Annotated in this window: 7 protein-coding genes and 1 pseudogene; all 8 read right to left on the minus strand. The window is 43.6% G+C overall.

The annotated features are described in order from the left end of the window. Positions 1–361: pseudogene (locus Q0502_RS00005) on the minus strand (alpha-rhamnosidase); the annotation flags it as partial. A gap of 101 nt (positions 362–462) precedes the next feature. Further along, positions 463–2004, minus strand: coding sequence for a DUF4038 domain-containing protein (locus Q0502_RS00010; protein WP_298645670.1), 1542 nt, complete (start codon positions 2002–2004; stop codon positions 463–465). A gap of 182 nt (positions 2005–2186) precedes the next feature. Next, positions 2187–5420: a glycosyl hydrolase gene (locus Q0502_RS00015; protein ID WP_298645672.1), complete on the minus strand. Its 3234-nt coding sequence runs from the start codon at positions 5418–5420 to the stop codon at positions 2187–2189. 412 nt (positions 5421–5832) lie between these two features. After that, the gene (locus Q0502_RS00020; RefSeq protein WP_298645674.1) at positions 5833–6897 is read right to left on the minus strand and encodes a carbohydrate-binding protein; all 1065 of its coding nucleotides are present in this window, start codon (positions 6895–6897) and stop codon (positions 5833–5835) included. Positions 6898–6944: 47 nt separating this feature from the next. Then, positions 6945–7919 (minus strand): DUF4361 domain-containing protein, encoded by a 975-nt coding sequence (locus tag Q0502_RS00025; RefSeq protein ID WP_298645676.1) that lies wholly within the window; start codon positions 7917–7919, stop codon positions 6945–6947. Between the two features lie 18 nt (positions 7920–7937). Continuing rightward, the gene (locus Q0502_RS00030) at positions 7938–9932 is read right to left on the minus strand and encodes a RagB/SusD family nutrient uptake outer membrane protein (protein WP_298645678.1); all 1995 of its coding nucleotides are present in this window, start codon (positions 9930–9932) and stop codon (positions 7938–7940) included. Between the two features lie 12 nt (positions 9933–9944). Further along, positions 9945–13055, minus strand: a complete 3111-nt coding sequence (locus Q0502_RS00035; RefSeq protein WP_298645680.1) for a TonB-dependent receptor — start codon at positions 13053–13055, stop codon at positions 9945–9947. Positions 13056–13082: 27 nt separating this feature from the next. Beyond that, positions 13083–14408 (minus strand): IPT/TIG domain-containing protein, encoded by a 1326-nt coding sequence (locus Q0502_RS00040; RefSeq protein WP_298645682.1) that lies wholly within the window; start codon positions 14406–14408, stop codon positions 13083–13085. Between the last annotated feature and the right edge of the window lie 226 nt (positions 14409–14634).

Consider the following 14634-nt stretch of genomic DNA (forward strand, 5'->3'; position numbering starts at 1 on the left):
CCCAGGTTCGCACCTTCCAATAGAGTAATTGACCGGAATGGAGAGGTTTTCCGTTGTATTCTACCAAAACGCTTGATGATGATTCGATTTTTCCGGAATCCCAAAAGTCGGTTTCTTCTTCGGACAGCCTTTCGGAACTACCGGCTACTACTATTTGATATGCCGTTTGTGACGCCCCCTGCCTGTTGGAACTGTTTTTCCAGCTAAACCGGGGTTGAAGCGTGTTTATACCTAAGGGTTCGTTTAAATTTTCACAGGTGGGATCAGATATTGAGAATCTGCCGGAACGGAGACATCCCGAAGTGAGAAGTAAGAAGATGCCCAGAACGGCGAATTGAAAATATTTGTCGGTTGATGCCATGAGGATGAATTTTTTATTGAAGATTTTTCAAATAAATATATGTTGGATTATACTGCAACTTACAGGAGTTGATTTTCAGGATTTGTAATTTCTCTGGCTAACTAATTTTTACGGAGAATTAATATTGCATCCGAATCGACGGGTGTTTGCGCTTCAAGTCCATTATCGTCCTGGATTATATCTGCTTTCAGATAAGTATTACTGGCTGTATCAAACCACCGGGCAGTGTAATGCTGAGCGTTTATACCGTTGAGTTTGATTACATCCCGAACCGGTACATATACCAATATCATATTTCGGTCGTCGGTAGCCAGTATCGATTGCCATCGCGGAGACTCTGATAAACCCGGCTGTTCTTTCAATAATTCATTTGCCGGAAATAGCTCCCACCAGTCAATATTTCTAAAAAAACCGGCAAGGTAACCTATCTGGATACCTCCCGGATGTAAAAGCGCATCCTGCCAGGTGATTTTTGATGGTTCTCTTTTTCCGTGATTAATCGGTGTATCTCCTTTACGTAACCATGGCCAGATGGTATGCGAACCGTATGATATACCGGCGACAGGTGTAGAGAAAATACTCCAGTAAGCACTATTACGCACTTCTTTTGCATTATACCCATTTTCATATACCGGTTCCGTATCTATTATCGGACGAGGAATAAGTTTTTTCCATTCTGTCACTACCGGGCCTTGTGTTTTCCAGCGGATGGCATTATCACTATTTGTATGTCCTGTCTGGTAGCAGATCATATCAAGCCATGATTCTTCATCGAAATCGCTCCCATACCACGAAAATCCCTGGGGATGAAGGGTGACGATGTTGGTATGATGATTATTGTTAAAGACCTTCCGACCTATGTTCTTCCATTTATTTTCGTTTTCTCCGGTATATTTACCATCACCTCCAAGATTCCAGATTACATGATTTCCATCGTAACGGGCCAATATATATTCAGCCAGTTTTATAGCCGACTCCTCCGGAAGCACAAACCCGGGATTCAGATCGCCGCCGTATGCCCAAAGCATAACCGGTGCCGCAACTAATCCGTAATCATTAATACGGTCAATCCGATCGTCCAGGCATTTAAAAAAAGACGGATTAACCTTAATCATGTCGACTCCCGAAAAAGCGGTTTCTTTTTCTGCGTTATAGGGACCCCCACGCCATTGTGTTGTAATAAGTTGAATAACAGAATAGCCGTTTGCACTTCGGTTAGAAAGATATTTATTCCATTCGTTGACAGTAGAAAAAAGGCCGCCATTCCAAGCCGTACACCCTATATACAGAAATGGTTTATCATCGCTGTATGCCAAGTGATATGTTCCCTTCGTATGCTGTAACGCGCCTCTTCGATATATATCAAACTTACTACGATTACGGACACACTTAAAATTACCTTTTATTCCGTTAAGTTTATCGTTTGTATCATCTGAACAAATTGTCCTATATTTCCATTTCCCTACTTGGTTTGGCATAAAACGTATCTTCCACGTGTTTTCCCCATCCCAGAAACCCCTGACTATAAATTTCCTTCCGGACGGCGATATGAATTCAGCGCCGAAGAAATCAATATCGTACAGCGGATTGTCATATAATTTCCGGCTTTCGAAAACCAACTCTTTTTTATGCCATTTTTCCATTGCTGTATTGTTGCCGGAAATAAAGAATGGGCATGTAAGAGAGTATAAAATAATAAATATAAATCTTTCACTCATAATTGATAGCTCTTTAAATCCTTTTTGTCACCGATTTATATGTGTCCGGGTTTCCGTTTCGGGGAGTCGATTGTCAGAGTTTTTAATCCTTCTTTTCAGGTAGTATACTAGTTTATTTCCATTAAAATACTTACGGGGCCCAACAGCCCGTAATCCTTCAAAGGCGACCCTGCTTCCGGACCGCTGATCGTCCAGGTTTTTCTCTGCTGTTCAGGTAAACCGGCATCGTAGGCCAGCCGGTTGAACCATGTGCTTGTTACTGCTATTTCCAGATTGTTTTCACCGGTTTGAAGATGTCCGGTAATGTCCATTATGTAAGGATAGGTCCATCTGGTTGCTACATCCGATCCGTTCAACCTGACTTTCGCTATCATTTCCACCCGTCCCAGATCCAGTAAATACCGTGTTCCCTCCGGCTTATCTTCTATATGGAAAGTCGTGCGGTAAACAGCTGTTCCCGAAAAGGCCTTACCTTCCGCGCTGAGTGACGGAATATCTTTCCATGCCGTTAATTGATCGATTTCAACCGGCGGTTGTTCTATCCCCCATCCGGTGGGAAAAGAGACTTTCCAATCATTTTGGATTTCCGTTTTTTCCGTGGCGGAGAGCGATTTCTCCGGATGAACGGTACTTTCGTGAAAGACGACAAAGCAGGATGTTCCTGCCGGAAGATCCATTTCCATATGCGTATATCCGTCTTCCGTTGTTTCTGATGCAACGGGCCTCGTTTCGCCTGTAAGCGGGTCCCATATCTCGGCAGAGCCTGTACAGCGGAATGAAACAGTTCCTTTGTATTCTTTTCCTTGGGGAGCGGATAAAAAATAAAAATCGGAATCTTTTGTTTTACGGTGTAACCACCGGACATCGAAAAATTGCACACTGATATCCGGATGGATTTTTTCGGAAATCAAAGCCGGCCCGATATCGCCGCGATAGACCTTCCCTTTTCCAACAGTACGAACGTTTTGCCTGCCGTCTCCCCAGAGAGCTTCAACCGCTTTTTGGAAACGGCTCTCCTCTACTTTTCCTCCCCTTAATGTCGCGATACCTGCGGGCGGTTCCCCTACGATAGTTACCCCTTGTTTTGCAAAGGAAAGAATTTTCTCCACCGTTTCAGGCAGCATCCTCTTACAGTCATATAACCATAAGACACGGTATGAAATTCCTTCGGGTGTAACCAGTTGTCCGTTTTTGACCGACAACCGGTTGAGCAATACGTCCGGATTGCAATAGTCGTATGCATAACCTTCCGGAAAATCAAGCGATTGCCGGGGTTTATGGTTCTGCTCGTCACCCAGGTACATCAATACGTCCGAGACGGGACTTCCGCTTTCAAGCATGTAATTACACCTTGCCAGGTAACCGGTAAAATGAGGCATGTGCTGCCACCAGGTCTGCAAACGCAGGAAAGGCGTTCCGATGGTGGAACCAAAAGAGGTAGCGGGGGGCAGGAAATCCGTGCGTGGGTTGTGCGTATAGGTATGGAAGACCAAATGGGTAACTCCACGCGCCAGATGTTCGTCGGCTATATCTTTCAGGAACCGGGGATGTTCATTCCACGACAAGTCAAAAGAAGTAAATGCTTCGGCGGCAGTCCTTTTCTTTCCATATACGCGGCTTGCCGACACGCAGGGTTTCACCGGCTTGAATTCGATGCTTCCGACATACGATTCCTGCCGCGGATGCCAGAATTCACACATCGGCACATCCGCGTACTTGTAATATTCCAGTATATCTCCCGGGAAGATATCTCCTGATGCCGTTTCAAATGAAAGTTCCAGTCCGTTCTTTTGGGCAATACTACTCATTTCACCGAAGAAATTCTTTACCAGCAAATCGTTTAAAGTTACCCGCCAGTCCCGTAAGAAGCGGGCTGTCGTTTCCGGATCCTTCACTACATATCCGAACAGTGCGGGGAACATGGGGAATAAGGAATAATTCCATTTTTCCTGAAATGTGTTGTCCAGACCCGCCGTCCATGTTTGGGTCTTGCATTCCCAACTGTCTATCAATATACCGTTCAGTAATCCGTTTTTCAGGCTGTTATTATCGTTCATCAGCCGGCCTATGTACCCCTCAAAGTTTGCACGGGCACCGGATGTATCGAGTTTGTTGCATTCCCAGCCGGTAGCTTCCGCAGGAGCCGGCCCATTCTTCATGCCGGTGTTCACGTGTCCAATTCGCAGGACGGTCCATTTTCCTTCGGGGGCATCCCATGCCAATACTCCTTCCGGATCCATTTTGGACGTAATATCAACGATGATCGAAGGATCGACCCATGTATTCCCTGATTGTTCAGGGTGCTCCTCCCTCATGATCCTCCTTAATGTCCATGCCGCTTCCGATTCCCAATTTTGTCGGCGTGCGGCGGAATAAAAATTGAGATAAGATATTGCCATCTCATGCAGGTTGGTGATTTCTATCCTGTACGATTGCGCCGTTGTTTCCACGCAGGCAATGGAAACAGGCTGGTCATCCTGCCAACTGCCCGGTGGCATTTCCACATGGGCAATTTGTTTTATTTCACTGCCGGTTTCGGCATAAATAGTAACCGTGATGTCAGGAGAATAGCTCCATGCATGGGAGAAGGAGTTCACCGGTGGGAACTCTACTGTGCGGATCGTGGTTTCCTCTTCGAAATCGATATCAATGGTCGTGGGTCCCGACAGTGAAGGGGGAATCATTAATTTCCTTTGTTCCGAGAGGCATTCCTTCCACGCCAGGTCGGGACGATTACTCTGTACGCCGGCGGGGATCAGCCGGGTACCCGTATCACCTTCAGGAGTAGGGAACGCAATGACAAAAAGATCTTTATAATTGCGCCCTTCATCTTCACTGGGCTGGGGCTTTTCCAATCGTATGTTTACCGTTTGGCCGCCGCTGATATCTGTGCGGGAACGCACGAGATGACGCATGGCGTTCTCCGGCTCGATCCATGGTCCTCCGGCATAAGACCATCCCGGGCAATTCTGCATGGTGAACTTCAGGTCTAACCGTTTGCACTCTTCGGCCGTCCAGACAATGAGTTCATCCCAGGATTCACTTAATGCTTTGATTTGTGGGGACACGCCCGGCCATTCCCCGCCGAACTGCCCGTGGAATAGCTGGATACCTGATATACCGGCTGCGGCGATAGCCTCCAGATCGTCCGTAATACCTTCTTTCGATACATTGCCTCCAATAAAATGAAACCATGTTTCCGGGTAATGATCTTTACCGGGACTCTTAAATACTTCTTTGTTCAGCGGAGTATCCGTATCCTCTTGAGAATTCAAATATGAATAACCGGTAAAAAAAATGCCGCCGGCCAGTACAAGTAGTATTTGTAATGAAGTTTTCATCCTGATCTTCCTTTCAATTTATGTCAGATCATCTATTCTCTCGGGTCAAATAATTACGGCATCCGGTTTCTGACGTAATGTGACTGATCTGCCAATGATTTTTCCGGCCTTGCGATTCAATTTTACAAAAATAAATGTTTTTTCTATTCTAGGACTCTATCAGAATGATATAAAACTAAGAATTTTGATATTATGTATATCAGTTGCCTGAAAATAAACAGAGTGATCAATTAAGAATCACTCTGTTTATTTCGTTTAGTAATAGGCTATGGTGAAGAAATGATTTGACTTCACATTTTTTTAATAGCCCACAGAATCTCCTGTACTTTCCATCGATATGAATGGGCGGCAATATCTTGCCGGTGAAAGGTACGTCAAGTTCTGCAGGCTATTTATCAAGCATGATTCCGAATTACTTTTTTGTAAATCTAAATCCTCTGAGGTTATGTCCTCCTTCGAAATAATATTTGAACGTATGCCTTCCTTCCGTCAAAGTTAAAGTCAATTTATCTTCGGGGGAAGAGATTAATTGGTACGATCCCCAACCACCGGTATTAGGAATCGGGATGGGTCCGGTAACATCCACACCGTCCAATTCCAGGTGAAAACTACCGCTTCCGGGGACCGCAGCCCACACCTCCACCGCGTATTCTCCTGCATCGGCAACATCTACCGTATAAAGCAACCACTCTCCGGGATTGGTATATCCGATATTTGCACCGTCGCCTTCTATCTCAACCGGATTACTTTGATTATCGCCGTTATTTCGGCGGTAATTGTCATTGCCAATATGATTATTTGCATCGTTGTCGTGAAAAGCGTATCCCTCACCGCCAAGGTCGAAATTTGCTGAAGCAAGTTCATAAGGCGCCTCTGCAGAAAGGATATGCGGTCCTTTGAAAGGACGGGTATAAGCTACATCCACCTCAATTTTCTTCTCAATGTTGCCTATTCGATATACAATATTGGTTACACCTACATTAATTGCTGTGATCTCCCCTCCTTCGCTGACGATGGCTACCTCCGGGTTTTCTGAACTCCAGGAATAGGCCGGGATGTCATTGACATTCTCCGGTATAAAAGTGATCAGGACGGTTTTTTTATTCCCGGGAAGCAGTTCGAGGAAAGCTTCACTGATCACCACGTCTTCCAATGGAATCCGGACAATCGCTGTGAGGGGCACCTTGGTGGAAAGGGTGCCGCTGCTTACTACAATATTGGTAGAACCTTCTCCGACCACTTTCACCAAACCGCCTGATGTTACGGTAGCCACCTGGGGATCTTCACTCGACCACTCATATATTCCTTCCGTGGGGCTGGCGCTCAGTTGTATTTGTTCGTCGACAAACAGCGACAGAGATTGTCTGTTCACGTAAATATTCGTTTCTTCTTCTATCCTATCGTAGTGGTAGCATCCTGTTACACACCCAAGGAAGAGAAACCACAGACTTATTTTAACAAATTTAGCTTTCATCATTCTACTATATAAATTAATTTGTTAATCATTTTGATATCCGATTTCGTTTATTCCATTCTTTTCAACGTTTCTTTTATCGTTATCCAGTTGTCCCATACTTCGGGCTGGGTGCTCGTAGCAGGGCTTTTTAGGGTACGGTAACGATAATACAGGTAAAACCGCTTGACAATTTTTGTGTCGAGATAGGTCTTCGCTTCTTCATAGATATTCCATTCAGGCCCTCCGTCCAATTGCTCCACTTGGATTGTTCCGTATGGAGTAATCTGTACTTGGTTGTTTTCATCAACCGTCAGAATAATTGAATATTTTTTAATGTCTTCAATAGTGGCCGTTGTTACGATTTGCGTATTACTGCCTGCATACAGACGCACTGAATTATGGGTCAATGGGCGAACCAGTTTAGAAGTGGAAACGCTTGTATTATTACCCTCTTCACCGATAATGGTTCCCCTTAATTGATAATAAGTATCCGTAATCTGTTCGGCATAATCATTTTTCATCGTTACCCGAAACAGTACACCTGATTTTTCTTTATTGACCTCATACTTTGATGTGCTCTTGATTGAAATAGGAATAAAATAAATCGAATCGGGCGACAAACCTTCCGTACGGACTTTAATCGGCATCTTTACATATTGATCGGTGTTGTGCGCGGGAAACACTACACGATTAGACTCAATCTGATATTTATCTTCCGGCAAAAGGCGGGCGTATTTGTCGACGTCAATATCAAAATTCGACCGATTATATTTATCAAACAAAACCACATCCGGCTCCAGTTCGACAACAAATTTTTCCGGATTGGATAAGGATCCTCCGCATCCAACTATTAAATGCGCGGTAATCTCTCCTTCTTCAGTGATTTTTCCCAGGTCATATTCTGCTGAAAAAACATTATGCTCGTTTTCACTTAAAAGATAAATCACATATTTATAATGTTCTCTTGCCGAAAAGTCCTCTTCGTTGCATGCTATAAAACCAATAAATGGAAGAACACATAGCAGGTATATAATTTTTTTCATAGATCTTATTTTTTATAATTAATTTTCCCATCCCGGATTTTGATCCAAATTCGGAACTTTCCTTATTTCATCCAAAGCGATAGGCATAAATACTAATCGTTTGTTGACGATCCGATTACGAGCTTTGGAATGATTGAGATGCACTCGGTTATAAAATCCTTCCTTGTAGGCATCCGTATCCATTCCCTGCATGGGTTCATTCTCTGTTTCTTCATAGATTCCCCATCGGCGGACGTCGTAATAACGCCTGTTTTCGAATAAAAACTCAATCATTCGCTCCCGTTCGATCAATTGTTGAATGGTCTCGGGAGAAGCAAGTTCCGTGTCACTTAACCCGGGTAACCCGGCGCGAAAGCGCACCTGGTTGAATGCGGACCGGATTTCTTCCACATCGCGCGTAAGGGTGTATTGCTCTCCGCTAACTGTATCGGTGACGGTATGAGTAGTGGTTAAATTATTTAAAGCTTCCGCATAAGAAAGCAGGATTTCCGCGTAACGGATAATAGGAAAAGGCTTGTCGATCCGTGCTGCCGCTGTGCCGGCCCAAGCATCATCCGGATGGATATACTTGCGCAGCACATAACCGGTAATCGGATAATTATTTACATTTCCCTGATGACTCTCTTTTCCCGCATTGCCATCTTTATAATAGGTGACCACTATATTTTTCCTGGCTGTCTCGGAGGTGGTGCTTGCCGTCCAGAAGCATTCACTGAAACCAATATTGGCATAGAAACGCATTTCACGGTTGGCATACATCTTATGCACTGAACCTTTCAGTATATATCCGGAAAATGTTTTGTCGCCTCCTCCCACAAAACCGTCCTCGGAATAAGGATATTGAGTGCTTGAAGTAGTGATATCACGCCCATCGGCCATATAATAAGCATCTATCACTTTCTGCGTAACTCCCATTCCATTCCATCCGCCCATGTTGGCAACCGGAAAAGAGTGTTGAGTATAGCTTAAGGTCGAGGGAGACATTCGTCCCCAAATAAACTCCTTGTTCTGAGATCCCAGGGTTTCTCCGTTGAACATATAGGAATAGGAACGGAACGGGTCAATATTTCCTGCACCGTCCGGAAAGGGAGCAGAAGGAACATTTTCCGGAAGGGTAGGAGTATCTCCCTGTTTTTCAACAGTATGAAGAGCATATATCTTCATATCCATAATCCGTTTTGCTGCAAAAGCAGCTTCTGCCCATTTTCTCTCATTGTAGGTTTGGGGAATATAATGCTTCCCATCTGTTTTCCGGGTCCAATTACCGAAGTAAACCCTTGCCGCACTCTGACCGTTAAATAAAGGACTGGCCGCTTGTAGACGTAAACGGGCAATTAGTCCGTAAGCAGCCCCTTTGGTTGGGCGCCCAAAAAAGTTTATTGCCACTTCAACCGGGAGGAATTGAGCTGCTTTTTCCAATTCCTGGCAAATATATTCGACACACTCATCGTAAGTAGCCCGTTGCGTATTGTAATACTCCGGCACTTCGTTATTTTCCAGGATTTCATCGCCTACAAGGATTACCGGTCCGTATTGCATCAAAAGATGATAATAGGCATAGGCACGCATAAAATAAACATACCCTAGCATGTCCCTTTTGTCGGAGGCTGTCATATCGGCTGCTTCGTCCATACGGGCGAGGATTGTATTTGATTTTCGGATAATCTGATACATGTTTCCCCAAATATCCATTCCATACATGTTGTTTGCTTTAACTTCATCCAGCACAAAAGCCATTCCATGAAATTCACCCGTATCGAAAAGAGTGAACCCTTCATCGGTTGCAAAGGGACCAGGGGTATAATTGTTTCCGAAAATTCTTCCTTCATCAGGGAAATACGCTGCCGTTCCCCATACATATTTTTCTAAGTTTCGCTTATTGCTGAAAATTGAATCCACCTGAAGCGTTTCATTAAAATAATAATCATCTGTATCTAAAAAATTACAAGATTGAAAGAGAAGAATGAGCACGATGGATAACAGAGTCGTTAAATATATTTTTATATTGTTCATGCCTGTATAATTTTAGAAGTTTAGATAAATCTGAAAAGTTAAGCGGGCAGGGATCGGATATGCCCGTCCGTTTTGGTGTGCTTGCTCCGGATCCCATAGGTCGACTTGATCCCAAACATATAAGTTATTTCCCACTAATTGAAAATCAACCGAAGTTAATCCAATCGTTTGAAATGCCGGAGATTTCCAGTTGTAGTTGACCGTGATCTCCTGCAAGCGCAAATATCTGCTGTTCCCTTTCCAAAAAGTAGATAATTGTGAATTATTGGCATTATATCCGTACGACAAGCGGGGAAAACGAGCATTGGGGTTCTCGGTTGAAGGATCTCCCGAATAGGAAGCCGGAGTCCAACGATTTTTTTGGTCGGCCACAATAGCCAGCACATTTCCGGTTTCTTGACCGTGAAAAGGAACATATCCCATGCCGTTGGTTAGCCAATAGCTTCCGTTATTATAATAATATCCCACATGGAAAAAATCGGTATCCCCTGTTCCTTTAAAAAGAACGCCGACAGTTAGATTCTTATAACGAAAATCAGCGCCAAACCCATACATTAGACGGGGATACGTTGCATAGGACAAAACTACCTGGTCGTCGGTGTTAATTTGTCCGTCGCCATTCACATCCTTATATTTGATGTCGCCGGGGAGCACCTCAAAACCTCCAAAATTTTGCTTCGGGCTACTCTTTACGTCTTCTTCATCACGAAACAAACCGGTGGCAACATATCCACGAATCGCTCCATGTGGAAAATTGGAATACTGCTGATAATTATATTTCGGATAAGCTTGCTCCCAGTTCTCTATTTTGTTGGTGGAATAGGTGAAATTACTTCGTAGGGTCAATGACAGGTCTTTATTAAAATCATGGCTATAAGAGATGTTCCCGTCTGATCCCCAACTCTTCATTTTTCCAACATTTCCATAAGGTAAACTAATTAATCCCACGTAATTGGGAATTTGTGCCCGTTGTTGGAAAATTCCGTCCCGCCGATCCTGAAAAAAATCGAGGACGAAAGAAATATGCTCATTCAATAAATGTCCTTCAAACCCGATATCGGATTTGATTGATTTTTCCCATTTCAGATTGTCAGCCCCTACGATTGATTCTGCGATTCCGCTTTCAGAGCTACCCCATCCGGCTGCACCATTTTCATTAATCCGGGTGATATAGGGGAAACGGGTTCCTGAGATCTGATCGTTTCCAACAGAACCATAGGAAGCCCGTATCTTGAAAAAATTCAGCCACGGGAGTTTGTCTTTTATTAACTCGTAATTAGTTGGCACCCAGCCTCCGGCAATGGATGGGAAGAATCCGAAGCGTCGACCGGACTGGAAGTTTTCAGAACCGGTGTACCCGAAGTTCACGTCCAATAAATAGGTGTCTCTATACCCATAGGTCAATCGGCTTGAAATTCCCTGGTATCGTTTGGGCGCTGCCGCCAGGTTCCAGTCAATACCGGTAATGTCCTGTGTCCTTTTGGAATCACTCATGTAATAATACGCCAAGGCTGAAACCCGGTGATCATCATTCATAATTTTCTCATAATTTATAGTGGATTCGAAATGGTATTTCCGGTACTGATGTTGCAAATAACCATAGTTCGCTGCAATCTTGTCTACTTTTTTGGCAATCTGTAATTTTCCGTTTACATCTCTTGACGAGGCATAATATAACTCGGGAAGCACATAACGGCGTTCCGTAAACCAACTTTGCGTGTCGAATGCTCCCTGCATCCTAAAATTCAATCCTTCAGTGATGAATGACAGGTCCTGCGCCAGTGCTAATGTTGCCTTGGCTAAATTCGAGTCATCGGAGGTAATTCCCGTATGGTTAATCATGACGTAAGGCGAGAAATTATTACTGGGTCCCCAGGCCGGCAGATGACCGGTAGAGTAAACTGTGGGGATCAGGAGGGGGGTTAGGTTTGATTGTGCTTCCCAGATGTAATTTGTGCTTGCCACCCCGGGCATTTTGTTTCGCGTTAAATATCCGTCAACTCCGAAAAAAACCTTCGTTGTTTTGGTTAAGTTAATATCCAGATTAGTTCTGTAAGAATAGGTATTGTATCCCATACCGACTTTGTACAGGCTGCTTGGATCCTGTTTGTACGCCGCGCTTTCATTCGACATGCCCAAACTAAAGAAATAGGTGGCAATTTCCCCTCCACCTTGAGCGCTCAAATAATAAGTCGTTTGATGGCTTACAGGGTTCACGATTTCTTTTTGCCAATTCACATCCGGGAAGAGATCTTTATCCAAACCATACTGGATTGTCTGCATGTCCCTTTCATTATAGAGAAGTTCGTCATCTCGCACTACCCGTGCTTCATTGGCTAACTTGGCGTATTCATACGCTTGCAGGTATTCCGGCATTTTTTGTAATTTTGAAATTGTATGGTTTATACGGGCATTGATCTTTAACTTTCCCGTAACACCCCGCTTGGTGGTAATCAATACTACCCCGTTGGCTCCCCTGACCCCATAAACGGCAGTGGCAGAGGCATCCTTCAGTACGGTAAAACTTTCCACGTCAGCGGGATCAATCGAGTTTAGATTTCCTTCTAAGCCGTCAATCAGTACCAAAGCCGAACTGTTTGCTCCGAAGGTGCTAATCCCCCTTATCCAGAATTCCGAAATATTTTTTCCCGGTTCCCCGCTTGACTGCATGGTAATTATCCCGGGCATGCGTCCACCAAGAATATTTGCCATCGAGGTAGCCGGTACCTGTAGCTGCCCCGTCTCAATAGTACTTATAGCTCCAACCGTACTGATTTTGCGCTGGACACTTCCTAAGCCCGTTATTACTACTTCATCAATAGTTGTTGTTATCTCTTTAAGAGTAATTTTTAAATCTTTCTCCTCTTTTTCTACCCGATATTCGAAATTTTCATATCCCATGAAACTAAAAATAACCATATCCCCTTTCGAAGCTTTGATAGTAAATTGCCCGTCTATGTCGGAACTAACCCCGAGCCCCGGACGATCTTTCAAATAGATACTTGTTCCGGGCAGAGATTCTCCTTTTTCATCATGAACAGTCCCCGATATCGTTAAACTTTGCTGTGCATAAACCGGAATCATCACCCAGATCAAACAACAGATAATTATTATATTTTTCATAATTTATTTAGTTTATAGTCAGAAAATCTATTCTACCGCCAGTTTACGGACGCAGTTATTATTGAAATCGGCAATATAAATATTATAGTCCTTATCAATGGCTACTCCTTTTGGGTAATTGAATAGGGCATCATCAGGATTCCCGTCCTGGTAACCGGACTTTCCGGCTATTCCGATCAGGGTGGATACTCTACCTGCCGGAGTAATCTGGCGGATACAATGGTTTCCTGCATCGGCAAGGACAATATTATTATTCACATCAAAAATTAATTGACAGGGATTAGTAAACAGCGCTTCATCCGTACTCCCGTCTTTCCATCCTGAAGTGTTTTTTGTTCCGGCAAATAATTTATGTTCCTTTGTCAGGATATTAAAAGTGAAAATGCAATGCCGGCTGGTATAGGAAATATATAACATATGGGTATTCACCGGGTCGAACGAAAGAAAACTGTCCGTGTCCGGTTCGATACCGTCGGCCACCAACTCTCCGACCCGTGTTTTTGGATTGAATTTAATAATCTGTCCGCCATAGGAACGGGTATAAATCATGTCGTCTAATTTACATGCCGCAAAACCATGCTTCCAGTTGATGGTGAAATCTTTCATTCCCGTACCCTGTTCTTCAGCCGAAGGATGCAATATTTGTCTTCGCCGCACCCCCCATTGAGCTGCCGGATCAAGCACATACATCACATCGCCTCCATCACTGGGGAACATAACCACTTTACCCTCAGTATCGGTTGAAGGAGCTCCTGTCGGGTCGCCGCTGAACATTTTGGTTACGGTTCGATCCTGTTGGTTGATCATCACAATATCATAATTACCTCTCCAATGTGAAAGGAAAATATTATATTCGTTATCTACGGTTAAAGTGGAAGGATTCATAAAAGTTGCCTCCGCAAATGAACCTGTTTTCAGCTCATTGGTTCCTTTCTGTCCGACTAAGGTAATGACCGTGGTGGAAATGTGATAAATAAACTTTTCGGGTGCAATGACGGAATCATTCCCTATAACCACTGAAATAGTACAAGTATCCCCTGGCTGACGGGGAGTAACAACCAATGCTTTTCCTTTATCGCAACCGATAATAGCCGCTTCTTTGTCATTAAAATAAACTTTAATTTTGGAAGGGTCATTTCCCAGGTTACTCCCTGAAATAAGCATACGCGTAGCCATTCCTCCTTCTAAAGGAGAAAAAGATTCGATTACAACCGGTTTTCCCGGATCATACGCTCCACCTTCTTTATCATTGTCGCCATTTTCTCCACACGACGACATGACAAACATACATGCGAACAGGATTACGCATGTGTTTTTGAAGGCATGCCAATTGATTAATTTGTTGTTATTCATACATTAGTTTTTTTAATTAGAGATTTACAGTTATTTTTTATTTATTATTACATTTCAATGAGTCCTTTGATTTGCTTCTGCACCGGATTACGGATGAATATATTGTATGGCCTGGATGAAGAGGGTATCTCACCATAAGGCAATAAGAATCTGCTCTTATCGGCATTGTATGCCAATAAGAGGTTAGATTGTTTATTAATGTGAATAAATAAGTTATTAAGTTAAC

The organism is uncultured Proteiniphilum sp. (assembly GCF_937873925.1).
Lineage (GTDB): Bacteria > Bacteroidota > Bacteroidia > Bacteroidales > Dysgonomonadaceae > Proteiniphilum.